We start from the raw sequence: 17006 nt of genomic DNA, 5'->3' as shown, positions 1-17006 counted from the left end.
ATATTGCCGGTAATTGAACCTGCAGAGGTTGGGGTTACAAATTCATTTAATGATCATTGAAATACTCCAAACACAAAGCGGTGGCACTGGTGCGATTGTCGACTTCTAGCTTTTGAAAAATCGCTTCTAGGTGTTTATTTACGGTTCTTGGACTCATCGTTAAAATCTGTGCAATTTCTCGGTTGGTTTTGCCTTTAGTTAGCCAAAAAGTCACTTCTGACTCGCGCTCTGTGAGTTTAAAGCGTTGGCGCAGTGACTCACGAATACTTTGTTCGTCATTGTTTAACAGGCGCAGTAGATGTTCCCCTGGAGAGGATTGGCCAAGATACTTAAGTTGAAGGGGTTTGCTGAGCTGTTGCAGGTTTAGGCTACTGTGTTTTCTTGGGGAGTGGCTGAGCCAGCGTTGGATTTGCTTTGTGAAGTTGCTGTTGACTTCGGTGTTATCGATATCAATCGTATTCAGTACCTGTTTGGCTTTACTGCTCATCCATGCGATGCCGCCGCTGGTAAAGGTGAGAGTAGCTTGACCTATTTCATCCAATGCACCGCGCACGCTGCGGGTGAGTCGAGCGTTGGTAAGGTGGACTTTAATTCGAGCTAGCAGTTCGTCCAGCTTAATCGGTTTGTTGAGATAATCTACGCCACCGGATTCTAAGCCTTTAATAACCGACTCGCTGTCGCTTAGTCCGGTCATGAATATGATGGGTAAGTCACTCAGTTCATCGTTGTCTTTTAGTAACTGGCACGCTTCAAAGCCATTCATGTTGGGCATCAATGCGTCCATTAACACTAAGTCTGGGGTAATACGCTCGGTAATGTTTATAGCTTGTTGCCCATCCATGGCGATGAGTACAGTATAACCTTGCTCAACTAAGGCTGCGTTTAACATACCCACGGATTCTGCCGAGTCATCTACGACTAAAACTATTCCTTTTGTATCAATCGTACTCATGTTGCTAACACCTTCTCACAATAATCTCTAATTTTTGAAAACTGATATTGCTCTAAGTTTTTTCGGAGTGTGGGAGTATGTACCAATAGGCTAGGGTCACACTCTAAATTAGTTAGAATTTTGTCTATTCCATGAACAAATCCTAATTGAGCCATTTCCCAGATCTCCTTCAATTGTTTGCGTTGTTCTTGGCTTAAGGAAACGGTGCTGGCTTCGATAGGGGGGATTATCTTGGGTGAGCGCTTGTAAGTATCGTGATACGTCCATTTGACTTTTAAGGCGTTAGCGATTTTATCAAGTAACACATTGTCTCGGATTGGTTTGGCTAAATAATCGTTATGTAATTGGCGCTGTGAGTGCTCTAATAGCGGTGCATCATAGGCGTCAGCCGATACCATAATTATGGGTACATCAAGCCCTTTATCACGCAGTTTTTCCAGTAGTTGCCAGCCATTCATTTCCGGCATAGAGATATCTAGAAGGAATAAATCGATGTCACCGAGTTGGGGATTGCCTAGGCAATCAATCGCATCACTGGCCTCTTTCACCACAAAACCCAAAGGAGAAAGCAGTTCGCTCACCAAGTTACGGTGATTTGAATCATCATCGACTATCATTAACGTTTTTGAGGGACCTTTATACGATTTGACTTTCGTTTGTGGTATTTGGCTGGGACCTTCGTTTTCAATGCTTGACAGCATTAAGCTCAATTTGAAACAGCTGCCTTTACCCATTGTGCTGGTAAGACTAATATTGCCGCCCATAATGTCGGTGAGCAATTGGGTAATCGTCAGACCAAGACCAGTTCCTGGTGGTTGTGGTGTGTCAAGTTTTCGCACCCGCTTAAAGGGTTTGAATATTCTAGCTTGATCGCTCTTTTCAATGCCGGGACCGCTGTCTTGAATAGTAAACTCAGCGACTTGACTGCGGTAGTGTACGCTAAATGATACGCCACCCTGTTGAGTAAATTTAACGGCATTTGAGAGTAGGTTAATTAGTATTTGTCGTAAGTGGGTTTCATCGGCGTAAACGAAATTGGGCAGATAGGGACTAGGTTGATAGTTGAAGCTGATGTCTTTTTCTTTGGTTTGTAGGCTAAACATCTCGACCAAATCGTCGAGTAATTCATTAATCGCGACTTTGTCACGCTGGATCTCTAGTTTACCTGCTTCAATTCGCGAAATGTCGAGCAGTCCTTCAATAATGTCGGCTAAGTGTTCACCACTGCGTTTAATTCGTGAGATTTTGGCTGCATGAGCAGGAAGCAAGTTAGGGGCATTTTCCAACAGTTGTGCGTAGCCCAAGACTGAATTAAGTGGGGTTCGCAGTTCGTGGCTAATCCCAGTGAGGTAACGGCTCTTGGCTTGGTTTGCCAATTCTGCGGTTTCTTTGGCTTGCTGTAAAGCTTGGTCGGTGATCTCGTGGGCCGATATTTCTTGGCTGAGTAGTTCGGTTTGGCGAAGCGATTCGGTGAATGCAAGCTGGCGACTATCATTGGCTAAAACAAATAGCCAGACTAATACTCCTACAATAATCATCAGCAAAAAGAATACATGGCTAAGGGTGGTCGATATCAGTTCTCGGGCTTCAAGCTCGCTGATAGGTACTCCCAAATACACTAGGTAGAAAAGTCCTGAAATAAGCCCGCCAATAATTATCATAAAACCGCTAAATTGCAGCAGTCGGGTGTTCATCATTGAAGAGATTGAGCTGGGGAGTATGAGTTTTACAAATTGACTCAATTGCTGACCAAAACTTGCGTGAGGCTTGCATTGGTCCTGACAACGGGCATCCAACGTACAACATAGTGAGCAGATCGCGCCTCCATAGGCGGGGCAATAGGCTAAATCTTCTACTTCAAAATGATTTTGGCAGACGCGACAGTCGCCATGTTGTGCCAACGCAAGCTCGTTATCGCGCGCCAAATAGTAACGTCCTTTGGTGAGAAAGGCGATCATTGGTGAAGAGACAAAAGCGACCACGAGCGCGATGAAAGGAGCTAATGCTTGAACGGTATCACCTAGTTGTCCGGTATAACAAAAAATGCCAAGGCTGGAGGCAATGACCATTGAACCCACTCCCACCGGGTTAATATCAAATAGATGAGCTCGCTTAAACTCGATATGTTTGGGGCTATAGCCCAGAGGTTTATTGATTATTAAGTCAGCGACTAAGGCGCCCACCCAAGCTACTGCAACATTGGAGTAGATGCCCAATATATTTTCAATAGCTGAATAAATGCCTAACTCGATAATAAGTAGTGCGATGACTACGTTAAAGACCAACCAGACTACTCGCCCAGGATGGCTGTGAGTTAAGCGAGAGAAGAAGTTAGACCATGCAATGGAACCTGCATAAGCATTGGTCACGTTGATTTTTAGCTGGCAAACAATGACGAAGATCCCCGCTAGCGATAAGGCAACCAATGGCGAAGAAGTTACATAAGAAAAGGCGACTTGGTACATTTGAATAGGATCGCCAGCGACTTCGTCTTCGACTCCAGCGTTTAGCGCGAGTACGACCAAAAAACATCCCACTAAAATTTTTAACGCGCCTACCACTATCCAACCCGGTCCGGCAGAAAGCAAAGCTGCCCACCATTTGACGCGATTGTGTTTATTTTTTTCTGGCATGAAACGCAGAAAGTCGACTTGTTCGCCAATTTGCGCCATCAGTGAGAACAAGACCCCTGATGCTGCGCCAAACAGGTGCAAATCAAAACCAGGACTTTGTTGCTGGTGGCCTTGAAATTGAGTCCACTGGTTAATGTTACTGGATTCATGCCAAAGGATAAACGCAAAGGGGAGCAGTTGCAGGATCACCCAAATAGGTTGGCTCCATAGTTGAAAGCGGCTAATAAAGGTGATGCCGTGAGTGACTAGGGGGATCACTACCACTGCACTAATCAGATACCCAATGCTCAGGGGGATAGAAAACAGCAACTCCAAAGCCGATCCCATAATTGCGGCTTCAATGGCAAAGAATATAAAGGTGAAAGAGGCATAAATGAGTGAGGTAATGGTAGAGCCAATATAGCCAAAGCCTGCACCACGGGTGAGTAGGTCGATATCTACACCATAACGCGCTGCGTAGTATGATACAGGTGCGCCGCAGATAAAAATAATCGCTGATACGACCAAAATAGCAGCCATGGCATTACTAAAACCGAATTTAAGCATCAGTGCGCCACCAATCGCTTCCAAAGCGAGGAAAGAGATTGCGCCGAGAGCGGTATTGGCTACCCGAAAGCTAGACCATTGACGAGCACTTTTGGCGGTGAACCTCAGCGCATAGTCTTCCATCGTTTGGTTGGCAACCCAGCGGTTGTAATTCCTCCTCGTTTTCAGAATATGTTGTTCATCCATGTATCAAATACCCTTTGTGTCAATAGTTTGATAATCCAATAGCTTAATAATTTAATTAACATCTTTGTCATTAATGCATTATTTAAGCCAGTCCTTTGTAATAGTGAGAATAAGAATGGTAATAATTCTATTTTGAGATGCGGATCGTTTATCGAGCATTCTAGGTATGGCATATAGCATGTCGTAACTTGAATTTGATAGGAGATCTTATCGCTTTGTGTTTAAGCGCTATTTGCATCAAAGTGTCTTGTGTAAAAAATCTTGTGTAGAAAGAAGATAAATCAAAGTGAAATCTTGTGTTTCAAAAAAGCCTTAATAAGTCTAGTGGTAGGCTCCTAACCCCGCAGCCTAGATTAACTACAGAGTCTACAAGAGGATTGTTATTGGCTATACGTCAAATGACGTAGTGGGCTAGAGCAATTAGCGAATTTTTATTTCTCTTGCGGTTTTGCATGATAGGTATCACCCAGTACGGACATACTGTCTTTCATTAACGTGTAGGGATACCACTATGCAAAAACTCAACTCTTTAGGCGTTAGCAAACAGCTACGTCGCCGCGTTCTCAAAGGAATGTTGGCATTACCCGCCGCGATGCTGATTTCTCAGCTTAGCTACGCTGCGAATCCAAGCACCGCTGAAGTGAATACCACGGGTCTCGCGGTTACCGATGACACGGTAAAAGTGGGTATTTTACACTCGGTTACGGGTACCATGGCGATCAGTGAAACTGGTTCGGTGCAGGCTGAAAAATTGGCGATCGAACAAATCAATGCCATGGGAGGAGTACTAGGTCGTAAGATTGAATACATTCAAGAAGATGGTGCCAGTGATTGGCCTACCTTTGCGGAAAAATCGAAAAAGCTATTAGTAAAAGATAAGGCGGCGGCTGTATTTGGCTGCTGGACTTCAGCTTCACGCAAGGCGGTATTGCCAGTATTTGAACAATACAACGGTATGCTTTATTACCCCACTTTCTACGAAGGGTTGGAGCAGTCACCTAATGTAATTTATACCGGTCAAGAAGCCACACAACAGATTATTGCAGGGATTGACTGGGTGACGGAAGCAAAAGGAGCGAAAAGCTTCTTCTTGCTAGGCTCAGATTACATCTGGCCTCGAACATCTAACAAGATTGCCCGTAAGCACATTGAAAAACTCGGTTTGAAAGTGGTGGGCGAAGAATATTACCCACTGGGTCACACTCAATTTAACTCGGTAATCAACAAAATCAAGCTGAAAAAACCTGACGTTATCTACGCAATTGTCGTGGGTGGCTCTAACGTCGCTTTCTATAAGCAGCTTAAAGCCGCTGGTATTGATATGACTAAGGAAAAACCGTTGGTGCTTACCATTTCGGTCACCGAGGATGAAATCCTAGGTATTGGAGGTGAGAACATTCAAGGCGCTTACGCAGCGATGAAATACTTCCAAAGCTTAACCCTTCCTAACAACCAAGAGTTTGTCGCCGCCTTTAAAGCTCGTTGGGGCGATGACATTGTAATTGGTGATGTTACACAGGCGGCTTACCTTGGTCCGTGGTTGTGGAAAGCAGCGGTAGAAAAAGCGGGATCTTTTGATATTGATAAAGTGCGAGCCGCTTCACCTAACCTTGAGCTAACGACTGCGCCGGAGGGTTATGTGAAGGTTCATGAAAACCATCACTTATGGTCTAAGACACGAATTGGTCACGCACAATCGGATGGTCAGTACCAGATCGTCTATGAAACCGATGAGCTGATTGAGCCGAATCCTTTCCCTAAGGGTTATCAGTAAAACGGGATGGGTGCTCGTTGGAGCACCCTGTCTTTTCGATGACATTTAGGAGAGGAGGGGCAGCGAATGTTTGCCGATTATACCAGCGCTGAGCTAACCGCCATTTTCGCTATGCAGGGATTTGCCGGTCTTATTTTATTTTCTGTATTTGTTCTTATGGCTCTAGGGCTTGCCATCATCTTTGGTCAGATGGGTGTAATTAACATGGCGCATGGTGAATTCATGATCCTCGGTGCTTACATCACTTATCTTACTTCACAATTTTTTAGTACCAGTTTACCTAGCCTATTTGATGGTTACTTCTTTGTGGCCATGCTATTGGCCTTTCTGGTAACCGCAGCTTTGGGAGCTTTGGTTGAGTGGCTAATGATTCGTCACCTATACAAACGACCACTCGATACTTTATTGGCTACCTGGGGTTTAAGCTTAATCTTACAGCAGCTTTACCGTACTGTCTTTGGTGCTAGAGAAGTGGGGGTAAGCCTACCGGATTGGTTGATGGGCTCTTATGCGATTACCGATATCATTGAAGTGCCAATCAACGGCATCTTTGTTATGGGCTTAACGATCATTATTACCATTTGTGTTTACCTGCTAATGCAGAAATCGCGCTTAGGTAAGCAAACTCGAGCGGTAGTACAAAACCGCCCTATGGCTGCGGCTGTGGGGATTAATACTGAGCGGGTAGACCGATACACTTTTGCTTTAGGTTGCGGTATTGCCGGTGTTGCAGGCTCAGCCTTTACAATGGTGGGCTCAACAGGTCCGACAGCTGGTCAGCTATACATTGTTGATACTTTCCTAGTGGTGGTATTTGGTGGTGCGTCTAGCTTGTTGGGTACGGTTGCTTCGGCCTTCACCATTTCCCAAGCGCAATCAACCATGGAGTTCTTCCTCAGTGGCTCGATGGCGAAAGTTCTTACCTTGTTAATTGTTGTTGGAATATTGATGCTGCGTCCTCAAGGTTTATTTTCACTTAAAGTGCGTCGCTAGGGAGAAAAAGAATGCTATTTCAAACTAATGCATTTGCTCAACAAGACAGCAGCCCTGTAGGTTGGTGGAAGTACCTTTTACTAGCAGCCTTACTGTTTATTATACTGCCCTTAGCTTTAGATATTTTCCGCTTAAACTTAGTCGGTAAATACCTTACTTATGCCTTTGTCGCTATTGGTTTGGTGCTATGTTGGGGCTGCGGTGGGATATTGAGCTTGGGGCAAGGGGTATTCTTTGGTTTAGGCGGCTATTGCATGGCTATGTTCCTAAAGCTAGAAGCCTCCGACCCGGAGTCAACGGCAATTCAGTCTACACCGGGAATACCCGACTTCATGGACTGGAACCAATTAACAGAGTTGCCGTGGTTTTGGCAGCCTTTCCATAGCTTAACTTTCACGCTGATTGCGGTGATTGCAGTTCCGGTACTGTTTGCCTTTATTATTGCTGTTGCGATGTTCACTCGCCGTGTCGGCGGGGTGTATTTTGCCATTATTACTCAGGCAGTTGCTGCCATTCTAACCATTTTGATTATTGGTCAACAGGGCTATACCGGTGGGGTAAATGGAATCACTGATTTGCGGACTTTCCTTGGTTGGGATATTCGTTCGGAATTCTCACAATATCTGCTCTATTTCATCAATGCGACTTTGTTATTTGTGTGCTTGGTGACCGCCTTGTATATCAAGCGCTGTAAGTTAGGTCGATTGTTGGTAGCAATGCGAGAAAAAGAAGACCGAGTGCGCTTCTCTGGTTACAACGTAGCCAGTTTTAAAATCTTCATTTTTTGTGTTGGTGCAGCCTTTGCAGCGATTGGGGGGGCAATGTTCACCTTGCAAGTGGGTTTCATGTCGCCTTCTTTTGTTGGCATTGTACCTTCCATCGAAATGGTGATCTTCTGTGCCGTAGGAGGTCGCTTATCCTTGCTAGGTGCAGTCTATGGCACATTGCTGGTAAATGTGGCTAAAACCAGTTTTTCTGAGTCATTTCCTGAACTGTGGTTATTCGCAATGGGGGCTTTGTTCATTGGTGTAGTCATGGCTTTCCCAGACGGTTTAGCGGGTCTCTACCAACAGCATATTGAACCGCGAATTAAGAAGCGTATGTTACGTAAATCCAGCAGCGCGCCAGTGTCAACTCCTGCCGTCAAAGTTGAGTCCAACTCAGGATCAATCTCACCATCAGTAGAGGAGCGTGACAATGCAACAGTCTAAGCATATACCACCGCAAAAAGATTTTGTGCTGAGCGTAGAGGGCTTAACGGTGTCCTTTGACGGTTTTAAGGCGGTGGATGATTTATCGTTGTACGTCGAGGAGAAAGAAATTCGAGTCATTATTGGTCCTAACGGTGCAGGCAAAACTACGGTACTGGATCTGATTTGTGGACGCACTAAGGCAACGCAAGGTTCAATTAAGTTTAAGCAAAAAGAGCTCACCAAACTAAAAGAGCATCAAATTGTGCACGCTGGTGTAGGTCGCAAGTTTCAAAATCCATCTATTTATGAAGATTTAACAGTATTTGAAAACTTAGAAATTTCCTTCCCTCGTGGTCGCAATGTTTGGGGCGCTTTGACCTTTAAACGTGATCAGTCTGTGCAAGATAAAATCATGGAAATCGCTGAAATGGTATTCCTCAAAGACAAGTTACATGATCAAGCTGATTTGCTAAGCCATGGACAAAAGCAGTGGTTGGAGATTGGCATGTTACTTATTCAAGACCCAGAGTTATTGATGCTGGATGAACCCGTAGCCGGCATGTCGGTGGCTGAGCGCAAGCAAACCGCAGCGTTACTGCAAAATATTACTCAGCACCGTTCAGTATTGGTGATTGAGCATGACATGCAGTTTGTGGAAGACATCGCCGATCGAGTCACGGTACTGCATCAGGGAAAGGTTCTGTCGGAAGGTTCGATGCAGAGGGTTAAGAATGACCCCAAAGTCATTGAAGTGTACCTAGGTCATTAAGGAGAAGATGATGCTAGAACTGAGCAATTATTGTGTGGCCTATGGGCAAAGTGAAGTGATATCGGATCTGAATTTTTCACTGAAACCAAATGAAATTGTCGCAATTTTGGGGCGAAACGGCATGGGTAAAACCACATTGATGAAATCGATCATCGGCATGATCCCAAGTCGAAGCGGCGATTTGAAGCTTGATGGAAAGAGTTTAAACAAGCAGAAAAGTTACCAGAGAGTGGCTTCGGGTCTCGGTTTTGTACCGCAAGGGAGAATGATATTTTCCAGCATGACAGTGCAGGAAAATATTGAAACCGGCTTAACCAGTATTGGCGAAAGCAAGGTGCCTACGGACTTGTACAGTATTTTCCCTGTGTTATTGGAAATGCGCCACCGCCGAGGCGGTAACTTATCGGGAGGACAACAGCAACAGTTAGCCATCGCGCGAGCGCTGGCCAGCAACCCTAGTGTGCTGTTACTGGATGAGCCTACGGAGGGTATTCAACCTTCGATTATTAAAGATATGGCAAAAACCCTAAAGCAAATCCGTGACCATTGCGGTTTGTCGATAGTAGTGTCTGAACAGGTACTCAGCTTTGCTCTTGACGTTGCAGATCGAATATTAGTGATTGAGAAGGGAAAAATAGTGCATGACGTGCTGCGGGACGAGGTTGATGAACGACAAGTGGCAGCTTATTTATCAGTTTAAAAATGGTGTTAGTTATATTCAAGGAGAAGAACGATGGCAGAAACAATTATTAAAGTGGACTTAAGTAAATCCGCCTACGAAAACGAAAATTTACACAATCGCTGGCACCCTGATATTCCCATGGCAGCGACGGTAAAACCGGGTGATGACTTTATTTTAGAGTGTATTGACTGGACTGGCGGGCAGATCAAAAACAATGATGATGCTTCAGATGTGCGTGATGTCGATCTTACACAGGTGCATTTTTTAACCGGTCCGGTTGGGGTTGAAGGTGCTGAACCGGGTGATCTTCTGGAAGTAGATATTCTAGATATCGGTACTTTTGAAGAGTCACAGTGGGGGTTTAATGGCTTCTTTTCTAAGCAAAATGGTGGTGGATTTCTTGATGAGCACTTCCCGGAGGCGCAAAAGTCGATATGGGATTTCAATGGTATGTTTACCAAGTCAAGACATATTCCGGGCGTGGAGTTTGCTGGTCTGATCCACCCAGGTTTGATTGGCTGCTTACCATCCAAGAGTATGTTGGAAGAGTGGAACCGACGCGAGAAAGAGTTGTTTGATACTAACCCAGAGCGGGTGCCGATGCTGGCGGCATTGCCTTACGCCCCGACTGCTCACATGGGAAAAATGAAGCCTGATGAGGCCAAGATTGCTGCCGAAGAGGGCGCTCGAACCGTACCACCTCGTGAGCACGGAGGAAACTGTGATATTAAAGATTTATCCCGTGGCTCTAAGATCTATTTCCCTGTTTATGTCAAAGGCGCAGGGTTGTCGGTAGGAGACCTTCACTTCAGTCAAGGTGACGGAGAGATTACTTTCTGTGGTGCTATTGAAATGGCAGGCTGGATCCACCTACGGGTTAAATTGATTAAAGATGGGATGGCTAAATACGCCATTAAGAATCCTATCTTCAAGCCAAGCCCAATTACACCACGCTACGATGACTACCTGATTTTTGAAGGTATCTCGGTGGATGAGAACGGAAAACAGCATTATCTAGACGCAAATGTGGCTTATCGTCAAGCGTGCTTGAATGCGATCGAGTATTTGAAAAAATTTGGTTATAGTGGTGCTCAGGCATACTCATTGTTAGGAACGGCGCCAGTTCAAGGTCACTTGAGTGGAGTCGTGGACGTGCCTAACTCATGTGCCACCTTATGGTTGCCTACCGACATATTTGAGTTTGATATTAAGCCAAACGCAGACGGACCAACCAAGTATCTTGATGGTAGCGTTGATATGCCGTTAGCTCCTGATTTAGATAAATAGCGAGGTGAGCCATGCCTGTTTACGATTATAAGTGTGTCGATCATGGTTTGTTTTATCAGCTTGTTGAGATGAAAGACAGCGCCGAACCGGCTAAGTGTCCAGTGTGTCAGGCTTTGTCTGCGCGTGTAATAGTGTTGCCGCCATCGTTATTAGATATGGAGAAGGGAACCAAACAGGCGATTGAGCGCAATGAAAAAGCTCAGCATGAGCCTCAGCACTCCACAGTGGAAACGAGAGCCGAAAATGCTGAAAAAGTGAAGAAAGGTTGTGGATGTACTCATCATAAACGGGGAGGTTCTAAGCTTTTTTATACCGCTAATGGTGAAAAAATGTTTCCCTCGATGCGACCGTGGATGATTAGTCACTAAGCAAAGTGAGGTGCACGCTGCCCCCTGTACTTTAATCACACCTTCTTGTGGTTAAGGTTCAGGGGGAACTTGTTTTTAAGGGGACGGCTTTTACGGGGACAGTCTAAATAAAACGGTCAAAATAAAACGATATACAAGTCAACGTTTCTAATTCAATCCGCCCTAGAGCTCCACACAATGATCTCACATCACTTAAAAGCCGCAGAGATTATAAGTGTTGGCGCTATGCTTCGCGGGAGCCACAGGCAAAACATTCTCGACTGGGAGTGGGGCGACATTGGGTAACAACAATCGAACAGCGCAACATAGTCACACAATTAATCAATTTTGTGTATGATGACGTCAGAAAAAACAAGGGAATAGCCTGGCATGAATCTGTCACAAATTGACTTAAATTTATTGTTTGTTTTAAAGCATCTATTAGAAGAAAAACATGTTTCAAATACAGCAATGGCACTCAATATGAGTCAATCCGCGGTGAGCCGCGCATTGCAAAAGATGCGTCTATTCTTTGATGATGAATTGCTGGTACGCAAAAAGTATGGCTACGAGCTCACACCAAAAGCGGAATCGATTAAAAACGATATTAATACCGTCATCACCCAATTAGAAAAGATGGCGCATAAGCAGTCATTTGATCCCAAAACGGTGACCAGTACTGTCAAAATCTATGGCTTACTGCCGCAGATCAACACACTGATGCCCAAAATCATTGCGCGAATTCGTAATGAGGCTCCCAACCTTGTTATTAGCTTAGATTCTGCGCCAAAACGACATTTTGAAGCTCTTGTGGATGGTGATGTTCACTTTGCACTTTCCTCTCACCAGCCGCCAAGTTCTGATCAGAATATATTTCGTATGGTAGTGGCAAAGCGCACATTTCGATTGTTAATGAACAGGAATCACCCACTAGTCAACGAAGAGCTGACACCTGAAAAGCTGGCAGAATTTGATTTTGGTCAAATATCCCTTCAGGGGGAAAAGCGCTTATCCTTTGAGCATAAATATCAAGAGCTTGGCTTAGCGAACAAGCAACAGAGATTATCAGCGCCAATCCAACTCAGTAATTTTAGCTCTGCGCCAAGCATCGCAGCTGAAACCGATGTGATTTTTCATTTACCCACCCCTTTTGCAGAAGCGGCATGTCAAGATGAGCGATTGATTACACGGGAAGTACCTAAAGAGTTACAGCTAGATTTTCAGGAAGTGTATCTGTACTGGCACAAGCGATTTAATGACGACCCTATGTGTGAATGGGTTCGAGGGCTATTTAAAGAGCTCTACAGTAGTGAACGCACTTTGGCTTAATCTAAAACGGTATTTCATTGCGATTCGAGCATACTACCTAAGTCACTATGCGAAATATGGATAGTGATATTCTAATATCGTGATAGTAAATCGCTTGTACAATGCACCACTTCATTGTCTAATTGATAATAGTTATCAAAATCAATCACAATAAGAGAATATGAATATCTTGCCACCTTTATCACGTTCAACACTTTCAAAGTCGATAGTTGCTGCTTGTATCGCTATTCCTACGATAGGTCAGGCAAATGAGCAAGCAACCAGCACGGATGCAAACCTAACAGAAATGGACACCATGGTCGTCACCGCATCTGGTTACGAGCAAGCGGTTACCGAGGCTCCCGCAACGATCAGTGTGATTACCCGTGAACAATTAGACAATCGCTCGTACCAAGATCTAACCGACGCTTTGCAAGATATGCCGGGTGTAACGGTCACCAGCGGTGGTGATGGTCAAGATATTTCTATTCGTGGTATGCCAGCAGACTACACTGCGATTTTAGTCGATGGTCGTAAGCAGTCTGGACGAGAAACACAGACTAATGGTAGTACGTTTACCGAGCAAGATTGGCTACCGCCATTGAGTGCTATCGAGCGGATTGAAGTTGTACGTGGTCCCATGTCGACACTGTACGGTTCTGATGCTTTGGGTGGTGTGATTAATATTATTACCCGCAAAGATTATCAACAATGGCATGGTAGTTTGCGTGCCGAAGCGACTGTTCAAGAAAATTCTGACTCTGGAAATAGTTATCAAGGTCAACTCTATCTTGCTGGACCTCTAATTGAAGGGCTGATGAGCGCATCGTTAACAGGGTTGTACCAAGAGAGAAAAGAAGACGATATAGAAGGGGGTTATGCGGGCAAGACGCTTGATAACTACCGTGCTTCTATGTACTTGACGCCAACGGAACAAGATACATTTACCTTAGAATTTACCCAGCATGAACAAGAGCGTGTGACCACGTTAGGAAAATCGGTCATAAGATCGTCTCAAGTCGCTGAACGTAAATATGAGCGTCAGTCGGTCAGTGTTGCTCATTCAGGTAATTATGCTTGGGGGACAGGATCATCATTTTTAACCCGTGAAACAGTGGAAAATTTGGGTGCTGAAAAAGAGGTGGTGAACAATCTGTTTAACACTCAATGGGGCACACTCTTTGACGAGCATTATTTAACCGTTGGCGCATCCTTTGAGCAAAAAGACTTAACCGATGATAAACAGGGACTTTCTTCCAAAAATGATCAATGGGCGATTTTTGCTGAAGATGAATGGTACTTGACCGATACCTTTTCTCTGACTTTAGGTGTGCGTTATGACCAAAATGAAACCTTTGATGGTCAATGGAGTCCGCGAGTCTACGGTGTGTGGTCTATGGCTGAAAACTGGACGCTGAAAGGCGGCGTTTCAACGGGTTATAGAGCGCCAAGTCTGACTGAAATGGATGGTGATTGGATTCAAGAAAGCTGTAACGGTCGATGTGATGTTTATGGTAATCCTGACTTAACGGCAGAAACATCGGTCAATACGGAGATGGGGCTGTACTTTGAAGGTGATCGCGACTTGTCTGCGAACATCACGGTTTTTTATAGTGATTTCAATGACAAAATTGAAACGGTCAATATTGATTCGAGCTGCTCGACTTCAAGTTGCGACCGAACCTATGTCAATATTGATGATGCGACCAGCTACGGTACAGAGACATCAATAAAGAAAAAATTCACGACCGATATTACAGTGGGCGCGACGTATACCTACACTCATAGCGAAAAAAATACCAATGATGACGATGATGGATTGCCTTTAGTCCAAGCACCTGAGCATTTGGTCTCGTTAAATGGTGATTGGGCGATAAGAGATAACGTCAACTCATGGATGCGAGTTAATTACCAAAGTGAAGAAAAAGACAATATAACCAGCACGAGTAATCGAACGCTATCACCTTCGATTACCTACGTTGACCTTGGTGCGAACTGGCACGTGACAGACAGCCTAAAATTGATGGCTGGTGTTTATAACCTGTTTGATGAAGAGACAACGGAAGATGAATTTGGTTATGTTGAGGATGGTCGCCGTTACTGGTTGGCTGCTGAAGCCACTTTTTAACGATTCACCTTTTAATGATTAGAGAAGTTTAAATAATGAATATGGTATTAAAAGGGCTACTCGTTTCTGCTTTGATTACTCCAGCAGCCCATGCGTCTGATGCTTTTCATGTAGAGAAGGACATTGTGTACAAACGTGTTGGCGAACGAGAGATTAAGCTCGATATCTATACGCCAAATTTGCAAGCTAAACAGCAATATCCTTTGTTAGTTTGGGTGCATGGTGGCGCTTGGAAACGTGGCAGCAAAGATGCTATCCCGACTAAAAACCCGTTATTGCTTGAGTCAGTGCTTGAGCAAGGGTATGCACTTGCATCGGTCGATTACCGTTTAAGTGGCGAAGCAACCTTTCCAGCCCCAGTTCAAGACATTAACGATGCATTGAACTTTCTGCACGATGAAGCGAGTCGCTATCACATTGATGCTAATAATGTAGTGATGATGGGACGCTCAGCGGGCGGTCATTTGGCCGGCTTTATTGGGGCGACAAACACGGCATACGGTGATGTTGATTTCTACTCCCAGCCTAAATATCACGTCTCTGCCGTGGTGAGTTTTTTTGGTCCGACCGATCTATTAGCACTAGGTCAAAAAGGGGGAAGACCAACAAGTAAAAAATCGTCAGTGTCGAGGTTCTTAGGTGATATTCCGGCGAATATACCCAAGCTCGCTGAGCAGGCATCAACCACCACTTACATTAATGAACAAACCCCACCTTACATCCAGTTACATGGCACGCTCGATAAACGCGTTCCACTGTCCCAAAGTGAGGTGTTAAAACAGAAATTGGATAAATTTGGTGTCGAGAATCAGCTGTTTATTGAAGAGGGCGTCGGTCATAGCGCCCCGATATTCGATACCGAGAAATATGTGCCTCATGTGCTGACATTTTTGCAAAAGCATTTTCCTAGCCAGAATCAGTAGTGAATACCAATGTCCAAAGTAGCCGTGAGCGCTTTGGACGTTAGGTCACTTAATTCACTTTACCCGGACTGATCGTTTATGGCAGTAAATTCAGCGGTTGAAGTAATTCGGTACAGTTGAAGCAAGTCGATACAAAACTCGGCGTTTGGATAATGTTTATTCGCTATATTCCATTGACGGGTGCAGGTGAATTGCTACCATCAATAAAATTAACAATGGTTCGCATTCTCATGGTAAATTTTAGTAACCTGCGAGTCGCTCTAGGTGTAAGATCCAACGGCTTTAGGTTGAACGCTCAATGCGTTATCGCTTTAGGTATGGAATGTGGCTGAATATAAGTTATGAAGGCAGTAAATATGGGTACGATCAAATCACTCTTAATAGGTTTGTTATTCACGGCAAGCTTTTTTTCTCACGCTAAAACGGTTGAGCATACGTTAGGGACTATAACGTTGAATGGGACACCGCAAAGAGTGGTCGTGCTCAGTCATGGGGCGCTCGATTTTCTCGATCAGATTGGAGTCGAACCTGTCGGAGTGATCAAACAGCTAATACCAGAATATTTGCAGTCTAAATATTCCGACTCTGCTTATCGAAGTTTGGGTAGCCTGAAAGAACCCAACTTTGAAGAGATCTATATGGCAAAACCTGATCTGATTATTGCTGAAGGTCGTCAGGCTCAATTATACCAACAGCTGTCAGAAATCGCTCCGACATACATGTTTCAGGTTGACACTAAAGCCTACTGGCAATCGACCCAGCATCACTGGCGAGTGCTTGCCGAACTATTTGGTCAATCTCAGCAAGTTGAAGATATGATCGCTAAGATTCAGGGGCAATTTGAGCAAATCAATGAGTTAACCGCATCAAACTCACTCAACGCAATGAGTGTGATGAACTCAGGCAATCGTATTTCGATGTTTGGGACTAACAGTCGTTTCTCACTGCTTTACACAGATTTGGGCTTTTCGGTACGTGAGAGTGCTAAAGTATCGTCGGTCGCTCGACCACATGGCAACCTGATCTCGTTTGAATATATTGCTGACGCTAAGCCGGACGTTCTGTTTGTTCTTGACCGTCAGCAGACCATCGGAGCGGGTAATGCCAGCTCTGAACAGTTGTTTGACAATGCACTGGTTAATAGTACGCCTGCGGCAAAAAATAATCGCATCGTTTTTTTAGATGGAACGGCATGGTATCTGACGGCGGGTGGCTATAACGCGACTCAAATCATGATCAATGACGTTAAGAAAGCGTTTTAGTTAACCTTAAACACGGGTTAGCT

The 17006-nt window shown here is 44.5% G+C and carries 13 protein-coding genes; 11 read left to right on the top strand and 2 right to left on the bottom strand.

Annotation, left to right across the window (positions count from 1 at the left end; all coding sequences use genetic code 11):
* Positions 1-46 precede the first annotated feature (46 nt).
* Both L9Q39_RS17895 and L9Q39_RS17890 read right to left on the bottom strand, forming a co-directional pair.
* A complete protein-coding gene (locus L9Q39_RS17895) occupies positions 47-952 on the bottom strand; it encodes a response regulator transcription factor (protein WP_290369170.1) in 906 nt (301 codons plus the stop codon).
* Entirely contained in the window at positions 949-4317 is a 3369-nt protein-coding gene (locus L9Q39_RS17890) for a hybrid sensor histidine kinase/response regulator (RefSeq protein WP_237486446.1), read from the bottom strand. The genes L9Q39_RS17895 and L9Q39_RS17890 overlap by 4 nt, the downstream gene beginning before the upstream one ends.
* Positions 4318-4828: 511 nt before the next feature.
* Between L9Q39_RS17890 and urtA the strand changes: the two genes are divergently transcribed.
* The 11 genes from urtA to L9Q39_RS17835 all read left to right on the top strand — a co-directional run bounded on the left by urtA (position 4829) and on the right by L9Q39_RS17835 (position 16983).
* A complete protein-coding gene (gene urtA / locus L9Q39_RS17885; RefSeq protein ID WP_237486445.1) occupies positions 4829-6091 on the top strand; it encodes an urea ABC transporter substrate-binding protein in 1263 nt (420 codons plus the stop codon).
* Between the two features lie 66 nt (positions 6092-6157).
* On the top strand, positions 6158-7084 hold the full coding sequence (urtB, locus tag L9Q39_RS17880; protein ID WP_237486444.1) for an urea ABC transporter permease subunit UrtB: 927 nt from the start codon (positions 6158-6160) through the stop codon (positions 7082-7084).
* Positions 7085-7095: 11 nt separating this feature from the next.
* On the top strand, positions 7096-8295 hold the full coding sequence (gene urtC, locus L9Q39_RS17875; protein WP_237486443.1) for an urea ABC transporter permease subunit UrtC: 1200 nt from the start codon (positions 7096-7098) through the stop codon (positions 8293-8295).
* Positions 8282-9046, top strand: coding sequence for an urea ABC transporter ATP-binding protein UrtD (gene urtD / locus L9Q39_RS17870; RefSeq protein WP_237486442.1), 765 nt, complete (start codon positions 8282-8284; stop codon positions 9044-9046). The genes urtC and urtD overlap by 14 nt, the downstream gene beginning before the upstream one ends.
* A 10-nt stretch (positions 9047-9056) precedes the next feature.
* Positions 9057-9746, top strand: a complete 690-nt coding sequence (gene urtE, locus L9Q39_RS17865; protein WP_237486441.1) for an urea ABC transporter ATP-binding subunit UrtE — start codon at positions 9057-9059, stop codon at positions 9744-9746.
* A 33-nt stretch (positions 9747-9779) separates the two neighbouring features.
* Complete coding sequence (gene fmdA / locus L9Q39_RS17860) at positions 9780-11015, top strand: formamidase (protein ID WP_237486440.1); 1236 nt, start codon at positions 9780-9782, stop codon at positions 11013-11015.
* Positions 11016-11026: 11 nt separating this feature from the next.
* On the top strand, positions 11027-11383 hold the full coding sequence (locus L9Q39_RS17855) for a zinc ribbon domain-containing protein (protein ID WP_237486439.1): 357 nt from the start codon (positions 11027-11029) through the stop codon (positions 11381-11383).
* A 369-nt stretch (positions 11384-11752) separates the two neighbouring features.
* Positions 11753-12691, top strand: a complete 939-nt coding sequence (locus L9Q39_RS17850) for a LysR family transcriptional regulator (protein ID WP_237486438.1) — start codon at positions 11753-11755, stop codon at positions 12689-12691.
* Between the two features lie 160 nt (positions 12692-12851).
* Positions 12852-14798 carry a TonB-dependent receptor domain-containing protein gene (locus tag L9Q39_RS17845; protein WP_237486437.1) on the top strand — a complete coding sequence of 649 codons (1947 nt, stop codon included), beginning with the start codon at positions 12852-12854 and terminating at the stop codon, positions 14796-14798.
* A gap of 35 nt (positions 14799-14833) precedes the next feature.
* Positions 14834-15721 carry an alpha/beta hydrolase gene (locus L9Q39_RS17840; RefSeq protein ID WP_237486436.1) on the top strand — a complete coding sequence of 296 codons (888 nt, stop codon included), beginning with the start codon at positions 14834-14836 and terminating at the stop codon, positions 15719-15721.
* 356 nt (positions 15722-16077) lie between these two features.
* Positions 16078-16983, top strand: a complete 906-nt coding sequence (locus tag L9Q39_RS17835) for a siderophore ABC transporter substrate-binding protein (RefSeq protein WP_237486435.1) — start codon at positions 16078-16080, stop codon at positions 16981-16983.
* Positions 16984-17006 lie beyond the last annotated feature (23 nt).

The sequence above is a fragment of the Vibrio hippocampi genome, from assembly GCF_921292975.1.
Taxonomy (GTDB): domain Bacteria; phylum Pseudomonadota; class Gammaproteobacteria; order Enterobacterales; family Vibrionaceae; genus Vibrio; species Vibrio hippocampi.
This window is presented reverse-complemented; position numbering and strand designations above follow the sequence as displayed.

Coding starts and splice junctions, on each gene's coding strand:
- L9Q39_RS17895 (WP_290369170.1), bottom strand. CDS start 952: ATGAGTACGATTGATACAAAAGGAATAGTTTTAGTCGTAGATGACTCG.
- L9Q39_RS17890 (WP_237486446.1), bottom strand. CDS start 4,317: ATGGATGAACAACATATTCTGAAAACGAGGAGGAATTACAACCGCTGG.
- urtA (WP_237486445.1), top strand. CDS start 4,829: ATGCAAAAACTCAACTCTTTAGGCGTTAGCAAACAGCTACGTCGCCGC.
- urtB (WP_237486444.1), top strand. CDS start 6,158: ATGTTTGCCGATTATACCAGCGCTGAGCTAACCGCCATTTTCGCTATG.
- urtC (WP_237486443.1), top strand. CDS start 7,096: ATGCTATTTCAAACTAATGCATTTGCTCAACAAGACAGCAGCCCTGTA.
- urtD (WP_237486442.1), top strand. CDS start 8,282: ATGCAACAGTCTAAGCATATACCACCGCAAAAAGATTTTGTGCTGAGC.
- urtE (WP_237486441.1), top strand. CDS start 9,057: ATGCTAGAACTGAGCAATTATTGTGTGGCCTATGGGCAAAGTGAAGTG.
- fmdA (WP_237486440.1), top strand. CDS start 9,780: ATGGCAGAAACAATTATTAAAGTGGACTTAAGTAAATCCGCCTACGAA.
- L9Q39_RS17855 (WP_237486439.1), top strand. CDS start 11,027: ATGCCTGTTTACGATTATAAGTGTGTCGATCATGGTTTGTTTTATCAG.
- L9Q39_RS17850 (WP_237486438.1), top strand. CDS start 11,753: ATGAATCTGTCACAAATTGACTTAAATTTATTGTTTGTTTTAAAGCAT.
- L9Q39_RS17845 (WP_237486437.1), top strand. CDS start 12,852: ATGAATATCTTGCCACCTTTATCACGTTCAACACTTTCAAAGTCGATA.
- L9Q39_RS17840 (WP_237486436.1), top strand. CDS start 14,834: ATGAATATGGTATTAAAAGGGCTACTCGTTTCTGCTTTGATTACTCCA.
- L9Q39_RS17835 (WP_237486435.1), top strand. CDS start 16,078: ATGGGTACGATCAAATCACTCTTAATAGGTTTGTTATTCACGGCAAGC.